This is a genomic window from Pseudomonas sp. P4_C4, assembly GCF_056402055.1.
This window is the reverse complement of record NZ_JBFUID010000017.1, coordinates 25,215-48,897: the sequence shown is the minus strand read 5'-3', so window position 1 is coordinate 48,897 and position 23,683 is coordinate 25,215. Positions and strand designations below refer to the sequence as shown.

Here is a 23,683-nt window from a genome sequence, read left to right as displayed (position 1 = left end):
GTGCACAAATTCGAATTTTGTTGCAGCTTTTTTCAAAATGATTGTCTGGCGCTGTAAAAACCTCATGAAACCGGGGGGGCAAGCGCGTTTAGTTTGGGCTTGACGCCTTGCCTGGCATCATGTTGCACCCTTCTGGTCGACTGCCTTACAAACAAAAATGTTACCGGTTCACCCCGCCAGTGAGTAGAAGGCGGATGTCGAAGCACTCAGCGTAGACCCACTGTGCGGTTTTGGTGCAAAAAATTTTTTAACCTTGTAATGAATTCATTCCTGTTGACCGCTTGTCTGGCGCGAACTCTTCGTTGCTAATCAGTCATTTCGGCGTTTTTTGCCGGCTGATCGGTTCTGTAGTGGTGCGCAGCAGCGAAAAATGTCTCATTCGGGGGCGGGGTGTCAGCTTTTCGCAGGCGCTCGTGACCTCTGTGCCAGGTTCGTCGTGAAGCATGCGCCGTTCGCAGGTATGCTGCCGTCCGGTCGTTTGGCGCGCCGTCCCGTCAGGATGGGCGCTAAGCTGAAAAATGATGGCCCGGCGGGAGTACGCGCAGTGTTCGCTTTAGATCCACGACTTCAACAAGACACGTTACCGATTGGGGACTTTCCACTCTGCCGGTTGCTGCTGTCCAATGATTCGAACTATCCCTGGTTCATCCTGGTGCCTCGTCGTGAGGCTATCAGTGAGATATTTCAGTTGGATGTCGCAGACCAGCAGCAGCTTTGGCAGGAGACGACGGCGCTGTCGCAAGCGCTCAAGGACTCGTTCAATGCGGACAAATTGAATGTTGCGGCGCTGGGTAATGTCGTCAGTCAGTTGCACATGCATGTGATTGTGCGCAAGCGCGAAGATGCCGCCTGGCCAGCGCCGGTTTGGGGTAAACATCCGGCAAAATCCTACAGTTCGGAGCAAATCGCCGCCATTCGCGAACGTTTGCGCCTGATATTGACCGATGATTTTACGTTTCTGGAGGGCTGAACCATGATCCTGGAAGAACGCGTTACCGATCTCGAAAGCCGTCTGGCCTTTCAGGATGACACCATCCAGGCATTGAATGATGTACTGGTCGCGCAGCAGCGGGTGGTCGAGCGTCTGCAACTGCAAATGGCTGCGCTGCTCAAGCGGCAGGAGGAAATGGTCGGCCAGTTCGAGTCGTTCGAGGAGGAAGCGCCGCCGCCGCACTATTAAGCAACACGCAGGCATAAAAAAACCGCGGACAGCTCGGCTGTGCGCGGTTTTTTTCGCCTTGAATCAGCGACGTGGCAGTGCGGCGATCACATCTTCGGCTTGCAGGCCCTTGTCACGATTCATGACAGAGAACTCCACGCGCTGGCCTTCTACGAGGACGCGGTGACCTTCACCGCGAATGGCCCGAAAGTGGACGAAGATATCGTCGCCGGAGTCGCGGGAAATGAAACCGAAGCCTTTGGACGTGTTGAACCATTTGACGGTGCCGGTATCGCGGTTGCTCATGTCGTAGCTTGGCGAGGCGGCGGCCGGTGACGATTTGTAGAAGCTGATACCCAGATGCAGGGCAACAGCGATCAGGGCTGCGACCAGGCTGAACAAGACGGCAGGTTGACCGGCGATGACAGGCATCGGTGCGATCAGCGTCAGGGTTTGCAGGACCACACTCAGAACCAGCAGGGCGCTGACCAGGTTTTGCAGTTGGTGGCGTGGACCTTTGTTCCAGTAAGGGATGACAGGTGCAAGCGTGAGGTTGAGCAGGCCGAAAAAGGCCAGGTACAGCGCGTCAGGTTGTTGCAGGTAAGGTAAGGCTTCGGATTGCAGGCTAGGGATGAAGGACAGCAGCAAGGCCGCTGCGCCTATCAACAGATGGACGATTTTCAACATTTTAATTAACTCACGTTAAGACAGCTCACAAGGAAGAGCTGATGGCGCACGGTTCGCTTCAAGATAATAAAGAGGCGTTGGACACGTGCCCGGTATCAGCCTATGCGCCATACCCGGAAAAATAGGCACTGGCGACACGCTGTCTATTTAACAGCAAAGCCGCAGGCTACTCAAATCAGGGCGTCCGGCGGCTCGTTTGAGGCAATTTGCCGTGGGTTGGTCGAAGTTCAAAGGCTGTGATGCGACGGCAGGCTTGCTAGAGAGGTTGGGCGCCTGTTGGATGAAGCTCGTCACCTTTAGGGAGGGGGGTAATCGGTCGATGCAGCCGATTGGCTAAATCTTTCAGTGGGTGTTTCTTAGTGTTCGCGCTCTTCTTTCCTACATCATTCAATCCTGTGTTTCTGAAGGGGGCGTCACTTCACTGCGTGGGAAATTGTCCGGAGTAGGGCGTTTTCCAGGATCTGCCAAGAGTTGTTGGCTTGTCCTACGTCGAAGGTCGGGAAGTCGTCTGGCTATACCTCTGCACCTGCGTTTTTATATGTCGACAGACAGTTGTTCTTAACGAAACCAGGATGGCAAAGGAGTGTCAGCGTTATGGTTTATGAACGGCAAGAAGAGGGGCGATACGGTTCGCACAGGGATGTAAGGGTCGATCCGTTTGTTCGCGAGTTCGATATGGGGTTGGCCCAGCCCTTGTCCCGCTCCGTACGATTGAATGGCTTCGCAACCTGTTTACGGCTTGAACAGGTTTATTGGGATATTTTGGGGGCGATGGCCCGGGCCAATGGTTGCTCGGTCAGTAGTCTGTTATCTCATGTGGATCGCGAAGTTCACTTGCGTCACGGCGGGGTAAGGAACTTCAGTGGATTGGTGCGGGTTGTCTGCGTCGTGCACAGCCTCAAGGAAGGGAGGGGCGTCGTCACGCCCTAGCCTGGGCGACGAAAGCTGCAGAGTGTCGGTCTGTGCAGTCTTACGGCTGCACAGGCCGCATTTAATGGATATAATCCCGCTCTTTGCCGCAAAACCCTGCGTGTGCGGTAGCAATCTGATCGCCGAGACAACTCCATGCCGATGTACGATTATCAATGTGCTTCCTGTGGTCATCAGTTGGAAGCCATTCAAAAGATCAGCGATGCACCGCTGGTCGACTGCCCTGCCTGTCAGGCGCCAGAGCTTAAAAAGTTGCTGTCCATGCCGGGCTTCCGCCTCAGCGGCACGGGTTGGTACGAAACCGATTTCAAGACCGGTTCCAAGAAGAACCTGGCCGGCGGCGACAAAGCTGACTAAGGTCTGGAACCTGAGTTGAACGACACGCGTGCTCTTGCATCACCCGGCGACTTTTTTAAAGGCGGGGCTGCTGTAGGATCTCCACCGAATTTCGAATTACGAGAAGTGAAACCACGACCATGATGCGCAGCCATTATTGCGGCCAACTGAACGAAAGCCTGGACGGCCAGAAAATTACCCTTTGCGGATGGGTCCATCGTCGCCGTGACCACGGTGGGGTGATTTTCCTCGATATCCGTGATCGTGATGGTCTGGCCCAGGTCGTGTTCGATCCGGACCGCGCTGAAACCTTCGCCGCAGCCGATCGCGTGCGCAGCGAGTACGTCGTGAAGATCACCGGCAAGGTTCGCCTGCGTCCGGCCGGTGCGACCAACGCCAACATGGCGTCAGGCATGATCGAAGTGCTGGGCTACGAGCTGGAAGTGCTGAACGAATCGGAAACGCCGCCGTTCCCGTTGAACGAGTTCTCCGACGTCGGCGAAGAAACCCGCCTGCGCTATCGCTTCCTCGACCTGCGTCGCCCGGAAATGGCCGAGAAGCTGCGCCTGCGTTCGCGCATGACCACCAGCATCCGTCGCTTCCTGGACGAGAACGGCTTCCTTGACGTGGAAACGCCGATCCTGACCCGCGCCACCCCTGAAGGTGCGCGTGACTACCTGGTACCGAGCCGCACGCACGCCGGTTCGTTCTTCGCCTTGCCGCAATCGCCGCAGCTGTTCAAGCAACTGCTGATGGTGGCCGGCTTCGATCGTTACTACCAGATCGCCAAGTGCTTCCGTGACGAAGACCTGCGGGCCGACCGTCAGCCGGAATTCACCCAGATCGACATCGAGACCAGCTTCCTCGATGAAAAAGAGATCATGGGCCTGACCGAGCAAATGATCCGCAACCTGTTCAAGGAAGTGCTGGATCTGGAATTCGGCGATTTCCCGCACATGACCTTCGAAGAAGCCATGCGCCGCTACGGTTCCGACAAGCCAGACCTGCGTAACCCGCTGGAACTGGTGGACGTGGCCGATCAGCTCAAGGAAGTCGACTTCAAGGTGTTCAGCGGCCCGGCCAACGACCCGAAATGCCGAATCGCCGCCTTGCGCGTACCTGGCGGGGCAAGCATGCCGCGCAAGCAGATCGACGATTACACCAAGTTTGTCGGTATCTACGGTGCCAAGGGCCTGGCGTACATCAAGGTCAACGAGCGCGCTGCCGGTGTTGACGGTCTGCAATCGCCGATCGTGAAAAACATCCCTGAGGCCAACCTCAACGTGATCCTCGATCGCGTCGGTGCGGTCGACGGCGATATCGTGTTCTTCGGCGCCGACAAGGCGAAGATCGTCAGCGAAGCCCTGGGCGCACTGCGGATCAAGCTGGGCCACGACCTGGACCTGCTGACCTGCAAGTGGGCGCCAATGTGGGTCGTCGACTTCCCGATGTTCGAAGAAAACGACGACGGCAGCTTCACCGCCTTGCACCACCCGTTCACCGCACCGAAGTGCACCCCGCAAGAGCTGGAAGCCAACCCGGCTGGCGCTCTGTCCCGTGCCTACGACATGGTATTGAATGGTACCGAGCTGGGTGGCGGTTCGATCCGTATCCACCGTAAAGAGATGCAGCAGTCGGTGTTCCGTCTGCTGGGCATCAACGAAGCGGAACAGGAAGAGAAATTCGGCTTCCTGCTCGATGCCCTGAAATACGGTGCACCGCCGCACGGTGGTCTGGCCTTCGGCCTGGACCGTCTGGTGATGCTGATGACCGGCGCCCAGTCGATCCGTGAAGTGATCGCCTTCCCGAAAACCCAGAGCGCGGCAGACGTCATGACTCAGGCACCGGGCCAGGTGGATGCCAAGGCATTGCGCGAACTGCACATTCGTCTGCGCGAAACGCCTAAGGCCGAGTAAGGCTGACCTGAAGGGCGCATCTGTGGATGCGCCCTTTCTTTATAGATAGAGCTGTTCAAGATTTTTGTTTGCCGGCCGGCGCAATACAGCGCAGCGGGCAATGTTTCAAAGAGAATTCGGAGCGAGTTATGGCAGGTCATTCCAAGTGGGCGAACATCAAGCACCGCAAAGAACGTCAGGATGCCAAAAAAGGCAAGATTTTCACCAAGTGGATTCGTGAGCTGACTGTCGCGGCCCGCCAGGGCGGCGGTGATCCAGGTTCCAACCCGCGTCTGCGCCTGGCGTTGGACAAGGCCCTTGGCGCGAACATGAGTCGCGACATCATCGATCGGGCAGTCGCCCGTGGTGCCGGTGCCGCCGATACCGACGACATGGTCGAGCTGACCTACGAAGGTTACGGCCCGGGCGGCGTGGCGGTGATGGTCGAATGCATGACCGACAACCGTAATCGCACCGCAGCCGCTGTTCGCCATGCGTTCAGCAAGTGCGGTGGTAACCTGGGGACTGACGGTTCGGTGGCCTATCTGTTCGAACGCAAGGGGCAGATCTCCTTCGCGGCTGGCGTTGACGAAGACGCACTGATGGAAGCGGCCATGGAAGCTGACGCTGATGACGTGGTGACCAACGAAGACGGTTCGATCGACGTTTTCACCTCGTTTGCCGGGTTCTATTCCGTGCGTAACGCACTGGAAGCGGCGGGTTTCAAAGGTGACGACGCGGAAATCGTCATGTTGCCGACCACCAGCGCCGAACTCGATCTGGAAGGCGCCGAGAAAGTCCTCAAGCTGATCGACATGCTCGAGGACCTGGATGACGTGCAAAACGTCTATTCCAACGCGGATATCCCGGAGTCGGTGGCTGCACAGCTCGGTTGATTTGCCTTTTGTAGGAGCGAGCTCGCTCCGGGCGGCGCTCCGACGAAAAACCTGAGAGCGGCGTTCATTCAAGTCAGCCGCGTTATCGTTGACGTCCATCGCGAGCAAGCTCGCTCCTACATTCAAAGCCTGCAGGCGTTATGACTTTAATTCTTGGTATCGACCCCGGTTCGCGCATCACCGGTTATGGTGTGGTTCGCGATACCGGCCGTGGCTGCGAGTATGTGGCTTCCGGCTGCATTCGTACCGGTGCCGGCGAGCTGCATGAGCGACTGCAGATTGTTTATCGCGGGGTGCGGGAGATCATTCAGACTTACCATCCGGTGACCATGGGGATCGAAAAGGTGTTCATGGCCCGTAACGCCGATTCCGCCCTGAAACTGGGGCAGGCCCGTGGCGCCGCGATCGTGGCAGGTGCCGAGGAAAGCCTGGAAATTGCCGAATACACCGCAACCCAGGTCAAGCAGGCGGTCGTAGGCACCGGCGCGGCCAATAAGGAGCAGGTGCAGATGATGGTCATGCACATGCTCAAGCTGACCAGTAAACCGCAGATCGATGCTTCGGACGCCCTGGCCATCGCCATCTGCCATGCTCATACCCGCTCCAGCCTGTTGCCCCATGGTCTGGGCGCAGCACGCAGTCGTGGCGGGCGCCTGCGTCTCTGATAGCATCAGCAATCATTTTTATGGAGTGGGGTGTTTCGCCTGGGTTGTCGGCGGCATTCCCTCGCTCTATCAGTCGCTGGCCCAGAGCTGGCCAACGCTCAAGGATTTGTAACGTGATTGGACGTTTGCGCGGCACCCTGGCTGAGAAGCAGCCTCCGCATCTGATTCTGGATGTAAATGGCCTGGGCTATGAACTTGAAGTGCCCATGACGACCCTTTACCGCTTGCCGTCGGTCGGTGAACCGCTGACCTTGCACACCCATTTGGTCGTGCGCGAAGACGCACAGTTGCTCTATGGTTTTGTCGGCAAGCGTGAGCGCGACTTTTTTCGCGAGTTGATCCGCCTCAATGGTGTCGGGCCGAAACTGGCGCTGGCCTTGATGTCGAGCCTGGAGGTCGACGAACTGGTTCGTTGCGTACAGTCCCAGGACACGTCGGCGCTGACCAAGGTCCCGGGCGTCGGCAAGAAAACCGCCGAACGCTTGCTGGTGGAACTCAAGGATCGCTTCAAGGCCTGGGAAACCGTACCGGCCATGTTCGCCCTGGTGCCGAACCAGCCGGATGGACCGGCCCCGGTGAACACTGCAGAGACTGACGCCGTCAGCGCCTTGATTTCCCTCGGCTACAAGCCCCAGGAAGCGAGCAAGGCGGTGTCTGCGATCAAGGAGAAAGATTTGAGCAGTGAAGACATGATCCGCCGCGCCTTGAAGGGAATGATCTAAGTGATTGAAGCTGATCGTCTGATCGCTGCCACGCACAGCCCGCGTGAGCGCGAAGAAGTCCAGGACCGTGCCATTCGCCCGGTCAGCCTGGCCGAATACATTGGCCAGCCGACCGTTCGCGAGCAGATGGAGTTGTTCATTCAGGCTGCTCGCGGTCGTAACGAATCCCTGGATCACACGCTGATCTTCGGGCCGCCCGGCCTGGGCAAGACCACCCTCGCCAACATCATCGCCCAGGAAATGGGCGTGTCGATCAAGAGCACCTCGGGGCCGGTGCTGGAGCGACCTGGTGACCTGGCGGCGCTGTTGACCAACCTTGAGCCTCACGATGTGCTGTTCATCGATGAAATCCATCGCCTGTCGCCTATCGTTGAAGAGGTGCTGTACCCGGCCATGGAGGATTTCCAGCTCGACATCATGATCGGCGAAGGCCCGGCCGCGCGTTCGATCAAGCTGGATCTGCCGCCGTTCACCCTGGTCGGCGCAACGACGCGGGCGGGGATGCTGACCAACCCGTTGCGAGACCGTTTCGGGATCGTCCAGCGCCTGGAGTTCTACAACAACGCCGACCTGTCGACAATTGTCAGTCGCTCGGCAAGCATCCTTGGTTTGCCGCTGGACCCGGAAGGTGCTTTCGAAATCGCCCGCCGTGCCCGTGGCACTCCACGAATCGCTAACCGTTTGTTGCGCCGGGTGCGCGATTTCGCCGAGGTTCGCGCCAAAGGCCACATCACCAAGCCGATTGCCGACCTGGCGCTGAACCTGCTGGATGTCGACGAGCGTGGCTTCGACCATCAGGACCGGCGTCTGTTGTTGACCATGATCGAGAAGTTCGACGGCGGGCCAGTCGGGGTCGACAGCCTGGCTGCCGCCATCAGCGAAGAACGTCACACCATTGAAGATGTGCTGGAGCCCTATCTGATCCAGCAGGGCTACATCATGCGCACGCCACGGGGGCGAGTGGTGACGCGGCATGCCTACCTGCATTTCGGTTTAAACATTCCGTCACGATTGGGCGAAATGCCCGTGGTAGACGAGTTTCTCGATGCCGCTGACGATTAATTAACATTGCGTGCTGATTTTTTCGGGCAATGTAGGGTCCCAGGACCGTACTTTCACGTGAAAGCCGCAGAACAATGAAAAACAGTTGCCATGCCGGATTGGCAACCTGAGGAGTAAGCACTAGAGTATGCGCGCGCAAAACGGGCTTGAGCCTTTCGCACATCGTTGTCGCGTTTATTACGAGGACACCGATGCGGGGGGCATCGTGTATTACGTTAATTACCTCAAGTTTATGGAACGGGCTCGAACCGAGCGGCTACGAGATCTGGGCTTTGCCCAATCGCAGCTTGCCGGGGAGGACCTGTTGTTCGTCGTGCATTCCAGCGAAGCGCGCTACCACGCGCCGGCGCGACTGGATGACGAACTGCTGGTAAGCGCTGAAGTAATCGAATTGAACCGTGCCAGCCTGCGCTTCAAGCAACAGGTCAGGCGGGCAACGGATAATGCACTGCTCTGCGAAGGGCAGTTTCTGGTGGCCTGTGTGCGCACTGAAAGTTTGAAACCCCGGGCCATTCCCGAAGCTCTACGAGCGGCCTTTGCCGACGTGAGCGGCGCGGGTACACACTCAAAGCAGGAGATAAAGCGTGGAAGCTAACGTCGTCGACCATTCCTCCATGTGGAGCTTGGTCAGCAATGCCAGTATCGTGGTGCAACTGGTAATGCTGATCCTGGTAGCCGCATCGGTGACCTCATGGATCATGATCTTTCAGCGCAGCAACCTGCTGCGCGCCGGTCGACGTGCCCTGGAGAGCTTCGAAGAGCGCTTCTGGTCAGGTATCGACCTGTCCAAGCTGTACCGTCAGGCCGGCAGCAATCCGGACCCTGATTCGGGCGTCGAGCAAATCTTCCGGGCCGGTTTCAAGGAATTCTCCCGTCTGCGCCAGCAGTCAGGCGTTGACCCGGAAGCGGTCATGGAAGGCGTGGCGCGTGCCATGCGCGTTGCCATTTCCCGCGAAGAAGAAAAGCTCGAGCAGAGCCTGCCCTTCCTGGCCACCGTTGGTTCCGTCAGCCCGTACATCGGTCTGTTCGGTACGGTCTGGGGCATCATGAACTCCTTCCGCGGTCTGGCGACCGCCCAACAAGCGACCCTGGCCACTGTGGCCCCGGGTATCGCCGAAGCACTGATCGCCACCGCGATCGGTCTGTTCGCCGCCATTCCAGCCGTTATCGCTTACAACCGTTTTGCTGCTCGCAGTGAAACCCTGCTGGGCCGCTACTACACCTTCGCCGACGAGTTCCAGGCGATCCTGCACCGCAAAGTGCACACCAGCGAAGAATAAGCAGGTAATTTCCAATGGCTTTAATCGCTCGAGCTCGCAAAAAGCGCAAGCCGGTCGCCGAGATGAACGTGGTGCCTTACATCGACGTGATGTTGGTGCTGCTGGTGATCTTCATGGTGACCGCGCCGATGCTCAATCAGGGCGTGAAAGTTGATCTGCCCAAGGTTTCCAGCGAAGCCTTGCCGCAGGACAACAACACCCAGGTCCTGACCATTTCCATCAAATCCGACAAGACCTACTACTGGAACCTTGGCAGCGAAGTCGACACCGAAAAGCAGCAGGATCGGGCCATGACCCTGCCGCAGATGACTGACGCGGTGACCAAGATCATTCGCGTCGGCAACGAAGGCGGCAAGCGTACCCAGGTCTTCATCCGCGGCGACAAGAGTGTCGATTACGGCTCCGTCATGGGGGCCATGGGCGGGTTGCAGAAGGCCGGGGTCGGTAATGTTGGCTTGATTACCGAGGCGCCCTGATGCAGCAACAGCGAGAGCCGTCCGCCTCGGAAAGCTACTTCTGGCCTAGTGTCTGGGCGATTGGCTTGCACGTGCTGGTGTTCGGCATGCTGTTCGTCAGCTTTGCCTTTACCCCGGAACTGCCGCCGGCCAAGCCGATTGTCCAGGCGACCTTGTACCAGCTGAAATCGAAAAGTCGGGCGACCACCCAGACCAATCAGAAGATTGCCGGTGAGGCGCAGAAATCTGCTGCGCGTCAGACCGAAGTCGAGCAGATGGAACAGAAAAAGGTCGAGCAGGAAGCGGTGAAGGCTGCGGAACAAAAGAAAGAAGAGGCGGCTCAAAAGGCCGAAGAAGCCAAGAAGGCCGACGAGGCGAAGAAAGCGGACGAGGCGAAAAAGGCTGATGAAGCCAAAAAAGCCGACGATGCGAAGAAAACCGCGGAAGCCAAGAAGGCAGAAGAGAAACAATTGGCTGATATAGCCAAGAAGAAAGCTGAAGAAGAAGCCAAGAAAGCTGCAGAAGAAGAGGCCAAGAAAGCGGCAGCTGAAGAAGCCAAGAAAAAGATCGTCGAAGACGCGAAGAAGAAAGCCGCGGAAGACGCCAAGAAGAAAGCTGAAGCTGAAGAGGCGAAGAAGAAAGTCGCCGAGGAAGCGAAGAAGAAAGCTACTGCCGATGCTGCGAAGAAGAAATCGCAGGACGCGGCACGTAAATCCGCCGAAGACAAAAAGGCCCAGGCCCTGGCAGATTTGCTTTCCGACACGCCGCAGCGTCAGCAGGCGTTGGCCGATGAGCAGGGCGACGAAGTCGCCGGCAGTTTCGATGACCTGATTCGTGCGCGTGCAGCGGAAGGCTGGGCTCGTCCACCTTCGGCACGCAAAGGCATGACGGTCGTATTGCAAATCGGCATGTTGCCGGACGGTACGGTGACTTCGGTCAGCGTGTCCAAGTCCAGTGGCGACGGTCCGTTTGACGCCTCGGCTGTTGCAGCGGTGAAGAATATTGGACGTTTGACAGAAATGCAGGGAATGAAGCCGAGTGATTTCGCTCCGTATCGTTCATTCAAGATGACATTCACACCTGAGGATCTAGCCTTGTGAGAAACCTTCTTCGAGGAATGCTGGTCGTTATCTGCTGCATGGCAGGGATGGCGATGGCAGATGAGAAAAACATTCTGGTTACCAGTGGCAGCGATCGGGCGACCCCGATCGCCGTAGTACCGTTCGGCTTCCAGGGCGGTAGCGTGCTGCCGGACGACATGGCGGAAATCATCGGTAACGACCTGCGCAACTCGGGTTACTACTCGCCGCTTCCAAAGCAGAACATGATCAGCCAGCCGAGCCAGGCCAGCGAAATCATCTTCCGTGACTTCAAGGCGCTGGGTGCCCAGTACGTCATGGTCGGCAGCATTGTGCCGGCGGGCGGTCGCCTGCAGGTGCAATACGCACTGTTCAACGTCGCCACGGAGCAGCAAGTGCTGACCGGCAGCGTGTCGGGCGGCGTCGATCAGTTACGCGACATGGCGCACTACATCTCTGACCAGTCGTTCGAAAAACTCACGGGTATCAAGGGTGCCTTCTCGACTCGCCTGCTGTACGTAACGGCCGAGCGTTTCTCCGAGAACAACACTCGCTACACCCTGCAACGTTCGGACTACGACGGTGCCCGCGCCGTAACCCTGCTGCAATCGCGCGAGCCGATCCTGTCGCCGCGTTTCGCACCGGATGGCAAGCGCATCGCCTATGTCTCCTTCGAGCAGAAGCGTCCACGCATCTTCATGCAGAACATCGACACCGGTCGCCGTGAGCAGATCACCAACTTCGAAGGCCTGAACGGCGCGCCAGCCTGGTCGCCGGACGGCAATCGCCTGGCGTTCGTGCTGTCCAAAGACGGCAACCCGGACATCTATGTGATGAACCTGGGTTCGCGTCAGATCAGCCGCGTTACCAACGGTCCTGGCATCAACACCGAACCGTTCTGGGGCAAGGATGGCTCGACCATCTACTTCACGTCCGACCGTGGCGGCAAGCCGCAGATCTACAAGACCAGTGCCGGTGGTGGCGGTGCCGAACGCGTGACTTTCGTCGGTAACTACAACGCCAACCCTAAACTGTCGGCTGATGAAAAGACGCTTGTCATGATTCACCGTCAGGATGGCTTCACCAATTTCAAGGTGGCGGCCCAGGATTTGCAGCGCGGTAGTGTAAAAATCCTCACTGATAGCACTCTGGACGAGTCGCCTACTGTCGCGCCCAACGGCACCATGGTAATCTACGCCACCCGCCAGCAGGGCCGGGGAGTCTTGATGCTCGTGTCCATCAATGGACGCGTAAGGCTCCCGCTTCCTACCGCACAAGGCGAAGTCAGAGAACCTTCCTGGTCCCCTTACCTGAACTGACGCGGCGCTATACGTTGTACTTAACACACTGGGGTTCATTAGGAGTTTCACGATGGAAATGCTGAAGTTTGGTAAATTTGCTGCGCTGGCACTGGCCATGGCTGTAGCTGTAGGTTGCTCGTCCAAAGGCGGCGACAATGCCGGTGAAGGCGCGGTAGATCCAAACGCTGGTTACGGCGCAAACACTGGTGCAGTTGACGGCTCCCTGAGCGAAGAAGCTGCACTGCGCGCTATCACCACTTTCTACTTCGAATACGACAGTTCGGACCTGAAGCCAGAAGCCATGCGCGCTCTGGACGTTCACGCCAAAGACCTGAAAGCAAACGGCGCTCGCGTTGTTCTGGAAGGCAACACCGACGAACGTGGTACTCGTGAGTACAACATGGCTCTGGGCGAGCGTCGTGCGAAAGCCGTTCAGCGCTACCTGGTACTGCAAGGCGTTTCCCCAGCTCAGCTGGAACTGGTTTCCTACGGCGAAGAGCGTCCAGTTGCTACCGGCAACGACGAGCAGTCCTGGGCTCAAAACCGTCGCGTCGAACTGCGTAAGTAATTCGTCATGCGAACGTGCCGTCGTGCTGTAACTGTTTTGGCTCTCAGCCTCGCACCGTTTGCGGTGTGGGCTGCGGTTCCTGTGGTCGAGGACAACTCCGGCTATAACAATAGCGGGAACAGTTATCCGCCTGCGGGTTACGGTACGAACGGCGCCTATGCCGGGGGAGGGGTTTCGGCCCCTGTCTCGGCACAGGGCGAGCTGTTCAACCAACTGCAATCAATGCAGCAACAGATCGAGCGCCAGCAAGGTGCGATTGAAGTTCTGCAAAATGATGTAGCGCGCATGAAGCAGGAAAACCTGGAGCGATACCAGGATCTTGATCGGCGCATAGGAACCGGCGTTGCACCAGCCGCGAATCCTCAGAATTCTTCCACCGGTGGTGATTTGAATGCCCCCGGTGCAGCCGCAGGTGCGGCAGCTGGCGCAGCCGCCGCTCAAGCACCTGCCGCAGGTGGCGAGCCGGCAGATCCGGCGAAGGAAAAGCTCTATTACGATGCTGCCTTCGACCTGATCAAGGCCAAGGATTTCGACAAGGCCAGCCAGGCTTTCGCCGCATTCCTGCGCAAATACCCGAACAGCCAGTATGCGGGCAATGCCCAGTACTGGTTGGGCGAAGTGAACCTGGCCAAGGGCGATCTGCAAGGTGCAGGTCAGGCATTTGCCAAGGTTTCGCAGCTGTATCCCAAGCACGCCAAAGTGCCGGACTCGCTGTACAAGCTCGCTGATGTAGAGCGTCGCCTGGGTCATACCGACCGGGTCAAGGGCATTTTGCAGCAGGTGGTTTCCCAATATCCGGGTACTTCCGCTGCTCAATTGGCCCAGCGCGATCTGCAAAAAATGTAAGCCTGCTTGACCCGCTTCAAAGAAACCCGCGCTTGTCGCGGGTTTTTTCGTTAGAATTCACACCCTTTTTCTGAAACACGCTTTTTGGGATCTGCGCATTGCCGGGGTTCCTTGAAGTGCCTGACGGAGGCGGACAGCCTGTTTAGCTGTTACGCCCGTGGCGACTATGCAAGACACATTGAGAATCACCGAAGTTTTCTACTCGTTGCAGGGTGAGACTCGGACTGCCGGGCTGCCCACTGTTTTTGTGCGCCTGACCGGTTGTCCGTTGCGTTGCCAATACTGCGACAGCGCCTACGCGTTCACCGGTGGGACCATCCGCACCCTCGACGATATCCTCGAGCAGGTCGCCGGTTTTCGTCCGCGATACGTCTGTGTCACGGGCGGCGAGCCGCTGGCGCAACCCAACGCCATTCCCTTGCTCAAGCGCCTGTGTGACGCCGGTTACGAAGTGTCACTGGAAACCAGTGGCTCTATCGATATCTCGGCAGTAGATTCCCGGGTCAGTCGCGTTGTCGATCTGAAAACCCCGGGTTCGAAGGAAGCACACCGCAATCGCTACGAAAACATTGAGCTGCTCACGCCCAACGATCAGGTGAAGTTTGTCATCTGCTCGCGGGAGGACTATGACTGGTCCGTTTCCAAGCTGATCCAGTACGGTCTTAACCTGCGTGCCGGCGAAGTCCTGTTCTCGCCAAGTCACCATGATCTCAATGCCCGGGACCTGGCGGACTGGGTGGTGGCGGACAATCTGCCAGTGCGTTTGCAATTGCAGCTGCATAAATATCTATGGAATGACGAGCCGGGGCGCTGAAATGACTGAACAACTGAACACTGCTGAAAAACGTGCGGTCATCCTGCTGTCCGGTGGCCTGGACTCGGCGACCGTCGTGGCCATGGCGCGCGCCGAAGGCTACAGCTGCTACACCATGAGCTTTGACTACGGTCAGYGCTCTCACGCCGAACTGCACGCCGCCGAGCGTGTGGCGCGGGACCTGGGTGTGGTCGAGCACAAGGTGATCGGTCTGAACCTGAACGGCATGGGCGGCTCGGCGCTGACCGACAGCAGCATCGATATTCCGGAAGAGTTGGGTGAGGGCATTCCGGTGACTTACGTGCCTGCGCGTAACACGGTGTTCCTGTCCCTGGCCCTGGGCTGGGCTGAAGTACTCGGCGCACGTGACATCTTCATCGGTGTCAATGCGGTGGATTACTCCGGTTACCCGGACTGCCGTCCCGAGTTCATCGAATCGTTCGAGCGCATGGCCAACCTGGCAACCAAGGCCGGCGTGGAAGGCAATGGCTTCCGCATCCAGGCACCGCTGCAAAACCTCAGCAAGGCGCAGATCGTCCAGGCCGGCGTTAAGCTTGGCGTGGATTATGGTCTGACCGTTTCCTGCTATCAGGCCGACGATAACGGTCGTGCCTGCGGCAAGTGCGACAGCTGCCGACTGCGTGCAGAAGGCTTTGCGGCGGCCGGAATCAGCGATCCAACCCCTTATTTTTGATTTATTTCAAAATAGGTGTTGAATAGTCCTTAAAAATCAGTATTATACGCGCCACCACACAGCGGGTCGTTAGCTCAGTTGGTAGAGCAGTTGGCTTTTAACCAATTGGTCGTAGGTTCGAATCCCACACGACCCACCATTTTTGGCGGTTTAGAAAATCCGGAAGGCCCACGCAAGTGAGGATTTCCGGGTTTTTTTTTGCCCGCGATTCAAGTCAGCCTCGCTGCGGGCTGCTGCGCATGACGCAGGTCAGAATCATCTTTTGCATCCGTCGGATATTCTGTAGCCTTGCGCAGCTTCAACGCTGTCCGTGCCTGATGAATACTCACTTTCCCGGCGGTACCCTGTAGGGTCCGGAGCCGGGTGTATACTCGACTTTCGCGCGAATGCGCCTGCAGGTCTTGCGAACATGACGCAAATTTCCGAACGCCTTCTGGTTCAAGCCCACCTCGACGCCAAGCAGCCCAAGCCGCTGACCGCCGATGAAGAGGCTTATTACCGTGCCGCCATCGCTGCCGAGCTCAAGGCTCAGGACGCGGTGCTGGTGGCCCACTTCTATTGTGACCCTGTCATTCAGGCGCTGGCCGAAGAGACGGGCGGCTGTGTCTCCGACTCGCTGGAGATGGCCCGTTTCGGCAACGCCCATCCGGCCAAGACCGTGGTCGTCGCCGGCGTGAAGTTCATGGGTGAGACCGCCAAGATCCTCAACCCCGAAAAACGCGTGCTGATGCCGACGCTCGAAGCGACCTGTTCGCTCGACCTGGGTTGCCCGGTGGACGAATTTTCCGCGTTCTGCGATCAACACCCGGAACGCACGGTGGTGGTGTACGCCAACACTTCGGCTGCGGTAAAGGCCCGAGCGGATTGGGTGGTGACCTCAAGCTGTGCGCTGGAAATCGTCGAAAGCCTGATGGACAACGGCGAGACCATCATCTGGGGCCCGGACAAGCACCTGGGGACCTACATCCAGCGCCAGACCGGTGCTGACATGCTGCTGTGGGACGGTGCCTGCATCGTTCACGAAGAGTTCAAGTCCAAGCAGCTTGAAGACATGAAGGCGCTGTACCCGGATGCTGCGATCCTGGTGCACCCGGAGTCGCCGACATCGGTGATTGAACTGGCCGATGCCGTGGGCTCCACCAGTCAGTTGATCGCGGCGGCACAGAGCCTGCCGAACAAGACGCTGATCGTGGCGACCGACCGCGGCATCTTCTACAAGATGCAGCAGCTGTGCCCGGACAAGGTCTTTATCGAAGCCCCGACGGCAGGTAACGGCGCGGCGTGCCGCAGTTGTGCGCATTGCCCGTGGATGGCCATGAACACCCTTGAGCGCACGCTCAAGGCGTTGAAGGAAGGGGCGAACGAAATCTTTGTCGACCCGGCGCTGATCCCTCAGGCGATCCGCCCGCTCAAGCGCATGCTCGATTTCACCCAGGCGGCGCGGATGAAGCTGGCCGGTAACGCTTAAAAGCCAGAAAGCAAAAGATCGCAGCCTTCGGCAGCTCCTACAGGTGTAAATGAAACCCTGTAGGAGCTGCCGAAGGCTGCGATCTTTTTTGTGGGCGTTACTTGGTCTTCTTCGGAATCCGCACCAGTTCGGTATTGGAATACATGTCATGCCAGCTGCGTTTCTGTTTGTCGAACAACGACCAGAAGAATCCCAGACCAACACACAGCACCGAAGCAAGCGACACGACAAAGCGCAGCAACGCCTGCCACAGGCTGATGGATGAGCCATCGGCGTTCTGCACGCGGATGCACCAGACCTGCATGCCCAGCGTCTGACCGGACCAGGTCCAGAATTTGGCGAAGAAGCCGAACAGTACGAACAACAGCACCGTCGAGAGCAGGGGATCGCCGTCCAGCGCACCCGCTTCGGTCAGGGTGCGCATCCTTTCTTCGCCGATGATCGCCATCTGGATCATCTTGTAGATGCCGCTGGTGACGATCAGCAGGGCGGTACACAGCAGGAAATCATAGAACATGGCTGCCAGGCGACGACCCAGGCCAGCGGCAGGAAAGTCGCCCTGGGGAGTAAGCAGGTGTTTCGACATGGCAGGCTCTCGGCGAAAAAAGAAGCCATTTTACGGATTTACGTGCACAAAAAAGCCCCTGATGTCAGCATCAGGGGCTTTTTCGTTACAGAAGATTAACCTTCCGCTTGTACTTCGTCAGCCTGCATGCCTTTCTGGCCCTGCACGGCGATGAAAGTCACTTTCTGGCCTTCTTTCAGGCTCTTGAAGCCGTTGCCCTGGATGGCGCGGAAATGCACGAACAGATCCGGACCGCTTTCAGGAGTGATAAAACCAAAACCTTTCTCGTCGTTAAACCACTTGACGGTACCGCTCTGACGTTGGGACATTTCTTATTTCCTTTGACGCAAAAAATTAATGACAGCCTCCTTCTTGTGAAAGAGTACTGGGGCTGGTTGCAGGAGAGTAAGAAGACGTCGAACGGGATGTAGCTAACTTGTAGGCTACTGCCCAGGTCACGATTCCAAGCGACCCATGCAAACACAGTGAACAAACTCTACGCCAACTACGGGAGAAAAAACAAGCCCTGTGAAGGCCCCGTATTTCCTCAGGTTGATGGCAAAGTAAGTCCACTAGCGGGGGCTTATTCCCTGGTCTTGTTCAGTTGTTTTCGATCGTTATAAGCAAAGTTCATAATCGAAGCTTATAGCCAAACGATGCACTGTTATATGGCGGTTGCGTTACACATTAGTGCACCGTTAACGCAACCGCGTTACTTATAGGAACATTCAATCAGCCGCGATAGTAGCGTTGTGGAACAAATGGCATTTTGCTTACAAGCAAAGGCACCTTTTTCCCACGAACGATCGCCCAAACCGGTGTGTCCAGTGCGATATAAGCGCTGTCGACATAACCCATGGCCAGCGGCCCGCCCAGGGTTGGCCCGAAACCGCCGCTGCAGACGCTACCGATGATGTCGCCGGCTTCGTTGACGATCTCGGCGCCTTCACGCACGGGTGTACGTTCCTGTGGTAACAAACCTACACGTTTGCGGTTCACGCCTGCCTGTTGCTGGGCGAATACGGTTTCGGCGCCAGGGAAGCCACCGGCCCGTGCGCCATCAGTGCGACGTGGCTTGGAGATCGCCCACAGCAGGCTTGCCTCGATTGGGGTGGTGTCGGTGTTCATGTCGTGGCCGTACAGGCACAAACCCGCTTCCAGGCGCAGGGAGTCGCGGGCGCCAAGGCCGATGGCGGCCACTTCAGCTTCAGCCAGCAGTGCGCGAGCCAGGGCTTCGGCGTTCGCGGCGGGTACGGAAATTTCGAAACCGTCTTCACCGGTGTAACCCGAACGGCTGACAAAGCAGTCCACGCCCAGCAGCTTCGCGCGGGCGAACTGCATGAAGGTCATCTTCGCAACTGTAGGTGCCAGGCGTGCCAGCACGGTCACTGCAGCCGGGCCTTGCAGGGCGAGCAGGGCGCGCTCTTCGAACAGCGGCTCGATCGTGCACTGGTCGCCAATGTGCTTGCGCAGGTGGGCCAGGTCCTGGTCCTTGCAGGCGGCGTTGACCACCAGGAACAGTTCGTCGTTGCCCAGGTTGGCGACCATCAGGTCGTCGAGAATGCCGCCGGTCGCATTGGTGAACATCGCGTAGCGCTGCATGCCCACCGGCAGGTCGATGATGTCCACCGGCACCAGGGTTTCCAAGGCCTTGGCGGCATTGGCGCCGGTCAGGCGGATCTGGCCCATGTGCGAGACATCGAACAGCCCGGCCTGGTCGCGGGTGTGCTGGTGTTCTTTCATCACGCCCAGCGGGTACTGGACGGGCATGTCGTAGCCGGCGAACGGCACCATGCGCGCGCCGAGTTCGATGTGCAGTGCGTGCAACGGGGTTTTCAACAGTTGTTCGGTGGACATATTCAGCTCCTGAAGAAGGGTGCAGATGAGCGCGCATCAGCACTCGATAATGTTGACCGCCAAACCGCCACGGGCGGTTTCCTTGTATTTGCTTTTCATGTCGGCGCCGGTCTGGCGCATGGTGCGAATGACCTTGTCGAGGGAAACGAAGTGTTGCCCGTCGCCGCGCAGGGCCATGCGCACGGCATTGATGGCCTTGACCGAGSCSATGGCGTTGCGCTCGATGCAAGGCACTTGCACCAGCCCGCCAATCGGGTCGCAGGTCAGTCCGAGGTTGTGTTCCATGCCGATTTCCGCGGCGTTCTCCACTTGTTGCACAGTGCCGCCAAGCACTTCGCACAAGGCACCGGCGGCCATCGAGCAGGCAACGCCGACTTCGCCCTGGCAGCCGACTTCGGCGCCGGAGATGGAGGCGTTTTCCTTGTACAGAATGCCGATGGCTGCGGCGGTCAGCAGGAATCGCACCACGCCGTCGTCATTGGAGCCCGGGATAAAGCGTATGTAGTAGTGCAACACCGCTGGAATGATCCCGGCCGCGCCGTTGGTGGGGGCGGTGACCACGCGCCCGCCATTGGCGTTTTCTTCATTGACCGCCAGGGCGTACAGGTTGACCCAGTCGAGCACGGACAGCGGGTCGCGCAACGACGATTCCGGGTTCTTGCACAACTGCCGATGCAGCGCGGCGGCCCGGCGCTTGACCTTCAGCCCGCCGGGCAGGATGCCTTCATTACGGCATCCGGCGGCGACACAGTCCTGCATCACTTGCCAGATGTTCAGCAGGCCGGCGCGGGTTTCCGCTTCCGGGCGCCAGGCGCTTTCGTTGGTCAGCATCACCTGGCTGATCGACAGCCCGTATTTGACGCAATGACCGAGAAGATCCTTGGCACTTTTGAACGGAAAGGTCAGGGGGGTGGCGTCTTCGACGATGCGATCGGCGCCGGCGGCGTCCTCATCGACCACAAAACCGCCGCCGACCGAGTAGTACTCGCGGCTGCGGACTTGCAGGCCCGCTGCGTCGAAGGCGCGGAAAATCATGCCGTTGGGGTGATACGCCAACGGTTTGCGAATCATCGCCAGGTGTTCTTTCTCGTTGAACGCAATGCTGTGTTCGCCGAGCAGGTTCAAGCGTCCGTTGCTGCGGATTTCTTGCAGGCGCGCGGCGACGGTTTCCGTATCCACGGTGTCCGGGTGTTCACCTTCCAGGCCCAGCAACACAGCCTTGTCACTGCCGTGGCCTTTGCCGGTGGCGCCGAGCGAGCCGTACAGCTCGACCTTGACGCAGGTGGTGGCCGTCAGCAGCCCTTCACGGCGCAGGCCTTCGACGAAACGCGCAGCGGCGCGCATCGGACCGACGGTGTGGGAGCTGGAGGGGCCGATGCCAATCTTGAACAGGTCGAACACGCTTAACGACATGGTGGTTCTCCGGTTTCTTGTTATAGGCGTATCACGGGAGATGCTGTGCGTAGGAGCAGCCTGCGGCAGCTCCTACAGGAGATTTGCGGTGTTCTTGAGTGGGGCGGATGATTGCGCCCCACTCATTGGTTTAAGCGTAGCTTTCGATCGACGGGCAGGCGCAGACCAGGTTGCGGTCGCCGAACACGTTGTCGACGCGACCGACCGGCGGCCAGTACTTGCCTTCGATCAACGACGCAACCGGGTACACCGCCTGCTCACGGCTGTACGGGTGAGACCACTCGCCGACCAGTTCCTTGGCGGTGTGCGGCGCGTTTTTCAGCGGGTTGTCGTCCTTGTCCAGGGTGCCGTTTTCCACTGCGCGGATTTCTTCGCGGATGCGGATCATGGCGTCGCAGAAGCGGTCCAGTTCTTCCTTGGATTCGCTTTCGGTCGGCTCGATCATCAGCGTGCCGGCTACCGGGAACGACATGGTCGGCGCGTGGAAACCGAAGTCGATCAGGCGCTTGGCGACGTCATCGACGCTGATGCCGCTACTGTCTTTCAGTGGGCGCAGGTCGAGGATGCACTCATGCGCCACCAGACCGTTGCTGCCGGTGTACAGAACCGGGTAGTGCTCTTCGAGGCGACGGGAGATGTAGTTGGCATTGAGGATCGCCAGCTGCGAAGCACGCTTGAGGCCCGCGCCACCCATCATACGAATGTACATCCAGGTGATCGGCAGAATGCTCGCGCTGCCGAACGGTGCCGCGCAAACGGCGCCTTCCTTGCGCTCCATCTGTGCGTGGCCCGGCAGGAATGGCGCCAGGTGCGATTTCACACCGATCGGGCCGACGCCCGGGCCGCCACCGCCGTGGGGGATGCAGAAGGTCTTGTGCAGGTTCAGGTGCGAAACGTCGCCGCCGAACTTGCCCGGGGCGCAGAGGCCGACCATGGCATTCATGTTGGCGCCGTCGATGTACACCTGGCCGCCGTTGTCATGAATGATGCCGCAGATTTCGAGGATGCCTTCTTCGAACACACCGTGGGTCGACGGGTAGGTGATCATGAGCGCAGCGAGGTGTTCGCGGTGCTCGATGGCCTTGGCGCGCAGGTCTTCGATGTCGACGTTGCCGCGGGCATCGCAGGCGGTGACGACCACGCGCATGCCGGCCATTTGTGCGGTGGCCGGGTTGGTACCGTGGGCCGACGACGGGATCAGGCAGATGTCGCGACGGTCTTCGCCACGACTCTGGTGGTAGGCACGGATCGCCAGCAGACCTGCGTATTCACCCTGGGAGCCGGCGTTCGGTTGCAGCGAAACCGAGTCATAACCGGTGGCGGCGCAGAGCATCGCTTCCAGCTCGTCGGTCAATTGCTGGTAGCCGGCGCTTTGCTCGGCCGGGGCGAACGGGTGCAGGGCACCGAACTCGGCCCAGGTCACCGGGATCATTTCGCTGGTGGCGTTGAGTTTCATGGTGCACGAACCCAGCGGGATCATGGTGCGGTCCAGCGCTAGGTCCTTGTCCGCCAGTTTGCGCAGGTAACGCATCAGCTCGGTTTCCGAGTGATAGCGGTTGAACACCGGGTGGCTGAGGATCGGCGACTGACGTACCAGCGTGGCCGGGATGGCGCTCTGCACCGAGGCGGCGAGGGCGGCGAAGTCCGGCAGGGCCTTGCCGTCGGACAGCAGGCTCCACAGGGTTTCAACGTCGGCCTGAGTGGTGGTTTCGTCCAGGGACAGGCCCAGGCGCTCACCATCGACCACGCGCAGGTTGATGCGCTGGGCGTGCGCCTTGTCGTGCAGGGCGGCGGTTTGCGCGCCGGTCTTCACGGTCAGGGTGTCGAAGAAGCTCGCTTGCTCGACGCTCAGGCCCAATGCGCTCAAGCCTTTGGCCAGGATCGCAGTCAGGTGATGCACGCGATTGGCGATTTGCGTCAGGCCTTTTGGACCGTGGTACACGGCGTACATGCTGGCGATGTTGGCCAGCAGCACTTGCGCGGTGCAGATGTTGCTGGTGGCTTTCTCGCGACGGATGTGTTGCTCGCGGGTCTGCATGGCCAGGCGCAGGGCCGGGTTGCCGAAACGGTCTACGGAAACACCGACCAGGCGGCCCGGCATGTCACGCTTGAACGCGTCCTTGGTGGAGAAGTACGCCGCGTGCGGGCCACCGAAGCCCAGCGGCACGCCGAAGCGCTGTGCGCTGCCGATGGCCACGTCGGCGCCGAATTCGCCCGGCGCGGTCAGCACGGTGAGGGCCAGCAGGTCGGCAGCCACGGCAACGAGGGCATTGGCGGCGTGGAAGCGTTCGGTCAGCTCGCGGTAATCGAACACGTCACCGTTGCTCGCCGGGTATTGCAGCAGTGCGCCGAAGAACGGCGTCACGTCAGTCAGTTCGCGCTCGTCGCCAACCACCACGTCGATGCCCAGGGGCTCGGCACGGGTGCGCAGTACGTCGAGGGTCTGCGGGTGGCAATGCACGGAGGCGAAGAAGGCGTGGCTGCCCTTGTTCTTGCTCAGGCGTTTGCAGAAGGTCATGGCTTCGGCAGCGGCGGTGGCTTCGTCCAGCAGCGAGGCATTGGCGATCGGCAGGCCGGTGAGGTCGCTGATCAGGGTCTGGAAGTTCAGCAGCGCTTCGAGACGGCCTTGGGAGATTTCTGGCTGGTACGGGGTGTAGGCGGTGTACCAGGCCGGGTTTTCGAGCAGGTTGCGCAGGATCGGCGACGGCGTGTGGGTGCCGTAGTAGCCCTGGCCGATGAAGGTCTTGAACAGCTGGTTTTTAGTCGCGATGGACTTGATCAAGGCCAGGGCATCGGCTTCGCTCAAACCGTCTTCCAGGCCGAGGACGCTGGTGCCCTTGATGCTGTCGGGAATCACGCTGGCGCTCAGGGCTTCCAGGGAGTCGAAGCCGAGGCTGTTGAGCATGGCTTGCTCGTCACCGGCGCGCGGGCCGATGTGACGGGCGATGAATTCGTTGGCGGTGGTCAAATTTATTTGAGTCATGTCGGTGC

The 23,683-nt window shown here is 59.0% G+C and carries 25 protein-coding genes and 1 tRNA gene; 20 read left to right on the top strand and 6 right to left on the bottom strand.

Features of this window, described 5'->3' with window-relative positions:
- Positions 1–544 precede the first annotated feature (544 nt).
- Together AC1DXW_RS11450 and AC1DXW_RS11445 are read left to right on the top strand one after the other, a co-directional pair.
- Positions 545–970 carry an HIT family protein gene (locus tag AC1DXW_RS11450; protein WP_477752529.1) on the top strand — a complete coding sequence of 142 codons (426 nt, stop codon included), beginning with the start codon at positions 545–547 and terminating at the stop codon, positions 968–970.
- 3 nt (positions 971–973) lie between these two features.
- Positions 974–1,180: a SlyX family protein gene (locus AC1DXW_RS11445; protein ID WP_477752528.1), complete on the top strand. Its 207-nt coding sequence runs from the start codon at positions 974–976 to the stop codon at positions 1,178–1,180.
- Positions 1,181–1,243: 63 nt separating this feature from the next.
- On the opposite strand, the gene AC1DXW_RS11440 is transcribed toward AC1DXW_RS11445, so the two are convergent.
- Complete coding sequence (locus AC1DXW_RS11440; RefSeq protein ID WP_008052457.1) at positions 1,244–1,846, bottom strand: cold-shock protein; 603 nt, start codon at positions 1,844–1,846, stop codon at positions 1,244–1,246.
- Positions 1,847–2,440: 594 nt separating this feature from the next.
- On the opposite strand from AC1DXW_RS11440, the gene AC1DXW_RS11435 reads away from it, so the two are divergent.
- From AC1DXW_RS11435 to nadA, 18 genes are all read left to right on the top strand, one after another.
- The gene (locus AC1DXW_RS11435; protein WP_477752526.1) at positions 2,441–2,776 is read left to right on the top strand and encodes a ribbon-helix-helix domain-containing protein; all 336 of its coding nucleotides are present in this window, start codon (positions 2,441–2,443) and stop codon (positions 2,774–2,776) included.
- Between the two features lie 135 nt (positions 2,777–2,911).
- Positions 2,912–3,133: an FmdB family zinc ribbon protein gene (locus tag AC1DXW_RS11430; protein WP_032829812.1), complete on the top strand. Its 222-nt coding sequence runs from the start codon at positions 2,912–2,914 to the stop codon at positions 3,131–3,133.
- Between the two features lie 119 nt (positions 3,134–3,252).
- The gene (gene aspS / locus AC1DXW_RS11425; protein ID WP_477752525.1) at positions 3,253–5,028 is read left to right on the top strand and encodes an aspartate--tRNA ligase; all 1,776 of its coding nucleotides are present in this window, start codon (positions 3,253–3,255) and stop codon (positions 5,026–5,028) included.
- Positions 5,029–5,156: 128 nt separating this feature from the next.
- Positions 5,157–5,903 carry a YebC/PmpR family DNA-binding transcriptional regulator gene (locus AC1DXW_RS11420; RefSeq protein WP_046042206.1) on the top strand — a complete coding sequence of 249 codons (747 nt, stop codon included), beginning with the start codon at positions 5,157–5,159 and terminating at the stop codon, positions 5,901–5,903.
- 140 nt (positions 5,904–6,043) lie between these two features.
- Positions 6,044–6,568 carry a crossover junction endodeoxyribonuclease RuvC gene (gene ruvC, locus AC1DXW_RS11415; RefSeq protein ID WP_008015799.1) on the top strand — a complete coding sequence of 175 codons (525 nt, stop codon included), beginning with the start codon at positions 6,044–6,046 and terminating at the stop codon, positions 6,566–6,568.
- A 113-nt stretch (positions 6,569–6,681) separates the two neighbouring features.
- Complete coding sequence (gene ruvA / locus AC1DXW_RS11410; protein WP_008052450.1) at positions 6,682–7,290, top strand: Holliday junction branch migration protein RuvA; 609 nt, start codon at positions 6,682–6,684, stop codon at positions 7,288–7,290.
- Entirely contained in the window at positions 7,291–8,352 is a 1,062-nt protein-coding gene (gene ruvB / locus AC1DXW_RS11405) for a Holliday junction branch migration DNA helicase RuvB (protein ID WP_008015800.1), read from the top strand.
- Between the two features lie 127 nt (positions 8,353–8,479).
- Positions 8,480–8,947 (top strand): tol-pal system-associated acyl-CoA thioesterase, encoded by a 468-nt coding sequence (ybgC, locus tag AC1DXW_RS11400; protein ID WP_057713518.1) that lies wholly within the window; start codon positions 8,480–8,482, stop codon positions 8,945–8,947.
- The gene (tolQ, locus tag AC1DXW_RS11395) at positions 8,937–9,632 is read left to right on the top strand and encodes a protein TolQ (RefSeq protein WP_007897030.1); all 696 of its coding nucleotides are present in this window, start codon (positions 8,937–8,939) and stop codon (positions 9,630–9,632) included. Before ybgC ends, tolQ begins: the two co-directional genes overlap by 11 nt.
- Before the next feature lie 23 nt (positions 9,633–9,655).
- Complete coding sequence (gene tolR, locus AC1DXW_RS11390; protein ID WP_162135951.1) at positions 9,656–10,108, top strand: protein TolR; 453 nt, start codon at positions 9,656–9,658, stop codon at positions 10,106–10,108.
- Positions 10,108–11,187, top strand: coding sequence for a cell envelope integrity protein TolA (gene tolA / locus AC1DXW_RS11385; RefSeq protein ID WP_046042213.1), 1,080 nt, complete (start codon positions 10,108–10,110; stop codon positions 11,185–11,187). The genes tolR and tolA overlap by 1 nt, the downstream gene beginning before the upstream one ends.
- Positions 11,188–11,204: 17 nt before the next feature.
- Positions 11,205–12,485, top strand: a complete 1,281-nt coding sequence (tolB, locus tag AC1DXW_RS11380) for a Tol-Pal system beta propeller repeat protein TolB (RefSeq protein ID WP_167362903.1) — start codon at positions 11,205–11,207, stop codon at positions 12,483–12,485.
- A gap of 52 nt (positions 12,486–12,537) precedes the next feature.
- Entirely contained in the window at positions 12,538–13,035 is a 498-nt protein-coding gene (pal, locus tag AC1DXW_RS11375) for a peptidoglycan-associated lipoprotein Pal (RefSeq protein ID WP_003178634.1), read from the top strand.
- A 6-nt stretch (positions 13,036–13,041) separates the two neighbouring features.
- Positions 13,042–13,881, top strand: a complete 840-nt coding sequence (gene ybgF / locus AC1DXW_RS11370) for a tol-pal system protein YbgF (RefSeq protein WP_477752524.1) — start codon at positions 13,042–13,044, stop codon at positions 13,879–13,881.
- A gap of 166 nt (positions 13,882–14,047) precedes the next feature.
- A complete protein-coding gene (gene queE / locus AC1DXW_RS11365) occupies positions 14,048–14,695 on the top strand; it encodes a 7-carboxy-7-deazaguanine synthase QueE (protein WP_150754451.1) in 648 nt (215 codons plus the stop codon).
- Between the two features lies 1 nt (position 14,696).
- A complete protein-coding gene (gene queC, locus AC1DXW_RS11360; RefSeq protein ID WP_477760014.1) occupies positions 14,697–15,389 on the top strand; it encodes a 7-cyano-7-deazaguanine synthase QueC in 693 nt (230 codons plus the stop codon).
- A 63-nt stretch (positions 15,390–15,452) separates the two neighbouring features.
- Positions 15,453–15,528, top strand: a tRNA-Lys gene (locus AC1DXW_RS11355).
- 270 nt (positions 15,529–15,798) lie between these two features.
- Positions 15,799–16,857 (top strand): quinolinate synthase NadA, encoded by a 1,059-nt coding sequence (gene nadA, locus AC1DXW_RS11350; protein ID WP_007995624.1) that lies wholly within the window; start codon positions 15,799–15,801, stop codon positions 16,855–16,857.
- 97 nt (positions 16,858–16,954) lie between these two features.
- Here the strand turns inward: nadA and AC1DXW_RS11345 are convergent, their stop codons facing one another.
- The 5 genes from AC1DXW_RS11345 to gcvP all read right to left on the bottom strand — a co-directional run bounded on the left by AC1DXW_RS11345 (position 16,955) and on the right by gcvP (position 23,675).
- The gene (locus AC1DXW_RS11345; protein WP_477752523.1) at positions 16,955–17,443 is read right to left on the bottom strand and encodes an RDD family protein; all 489 of its coding nucleotides are present in this window, start codon (positions 17,441–17,443) and stop codon (positions 16,955–16,957) included.
- Positions 17,444–17,538: 95 nt separating this feature from the next.
- A complete protein-coding gene (locus AC1DXW_RS11340; RefSeq protein ID WP_007931076.1) occupies positions 17,539–17,751 on the bottom strand; it encodes a cold-shock protein in 213 nt (70 codons plus the stop codon).
- Positions 17,752–18,154: 403 nt separating this feature from the next.
- On the bottom strand, positions 18,155–19,279 hold the full coding sequence (gene gcvT / locus AC1DXW_RS11335; RefSeq protein ID WP_477752522.1) for a glycine cleavage system aminomethyltransferase GcvT: 1,125 nt from the start codon (positions 19,277–19,279) through the stop codon (positions 18,155–18,157).
- A gap of 36 nt (positions 19,280–19,315) precedes the next feature.
- Positions 19,316–20,692, bottom strand: coding sequence for an L-serine ammonia-lyase (locus tag AC1DXW_RS11330; protein ID WP_477760013.1), 1,377 nt, complete (start codon positions 20,690–20,692; stop codon positions 19,316–19,318).
- Between the two features lie 130 nt (positions 20,693–20,822).
- Positions 20,823–23,675 (bottom strand): aminomethyl-transferring glycine dehydrogenase, encoded by a 2,853-nt coding sequence (gene gcvP / locus AC1DXW_RS11325; RefSeq protein ID WP_477752520.1) that lies wholly within the window; start codon positions 23,673–23,675, stop codon positions 20,823–20,825.
- Positions 23,676–23,683 lie beyond the last annotated feature (8 nt).

Coding starts and splice junctions, on each gene's coding strand:
- AC1DXW_RS11445 (WP_477752528.1), top strand. CDS start 974: ATGATCCTGGAAGAACGCGTTACCGATCTCGAAAGCCGTCTGGCCTTT.
- AC1DXW_RS11440 (WP_008052457.1), bottom strand. CDS start 1,846: ATGTTGAAAATCGTCCATCTGTTGATAGGCGCAGCGGCCTTGCTGCTG.
- AC1DXW_RS11435 (WP_477752526.1), top strand. CDS start 2,441: ATGGTTTATGAACGGCAAGAAGAGGGGCGATACGGTTCGCACAGGGAT.
- AC1DXW_RS11430 (WP_032829812.1), top strand. CDS start 2,912: ATGCCGATGTACGATTATCAATGTGCTTCCTGTGGTCATCAGTTGGAA.
- aspS (WP_477752525.1), top strand. CDS start 3,253: ATGATGCGCAGCCATTATTGCGGCCAACTGAACGAAAGCCTGGACGGC.
- AC1DXW_RS11420 (WP_046042206.1), top strand. CDS start 5,157: ATGGCAGGTCATTCCAAGTGGGCGAACATCAAGCACCGCAAAGAACGT.
- ruvC (WP_008015799.1), top strand. CDS start 6,044: ATGACTTTAATTCTTGGTATCGACCCCGGTTCGCGCATCACCGGTTAT.
- ybgC (WP_057713518.1), top strand. CDS start 8,480: ATGCGCGCGCAAAACGGGCTTGAGCCTTTCGCACATCGTTGTCGCGTT.
- tolA (WP_046042213.1), top strand. CDS start 10,108: ATGCAGCAACAGCGAGAGCCGTCCGCCTCGGAAAGCTACTTCTGGCCT.
- tolB (WP_167362903.1), top strand. CDS start 11,205: ATGCTGGTCGTTATCTGCTGCATGGCAGGGATGGCGATGGCAGATGAG.
- pal (WP_003178634.1), top strand. CDS start 12,538: ATGGAAATGCTGAAGTTTGGTAAATTTGCTGCGCTGGCACTGGCCATG.
- ybgF (WP_477752524.1), top strand. CDS start 13,042: ATGCGAACGTGCCGTCGTGCTGTAACTGTTTTGGCTCTCAGCCTCGCA.
- queE (WP_150754451.1), top strand. CDS start 14,048: ATGCAAGACACATTGAGAATCACCGAAGTTTTCTACTCGTTGCAGGGT.
- nadA (WP_007995624.1), top strand. CDS start 15,799: ATGACGCAAATTTCCGAACGCCTTCTGGTTCAAGCCCACCTCGACGCC.
- AC1DXW_RS11345 (WP_477752523.1), bottom strand. CDS start 17,443: ATGTCGAAACACCTGCTTACTCCCCAGGGCGACTTTCCTGCCGCTGGC.
- AC1DXW_RS11340 (WP_007931076.1), bottom strand. CDS start 17,751: ATGTCCCAACGTCAGAGCGGTACCGTCAAGTGGTTTAACGACGAGAAA.
- gcvT (WP_477752522.1), bottom strand. CDS start 19,279: ATGTCCACCGAACAACTGTTGAAAACCCCGTTGCACGCACTGCACATC.
- gcvP (WP_477752520.1), bottom strand. CDS start 23,675: ATGACTCAAATAAATTTGACCACCGCCAACGAATTCATCGCCCGTCAC.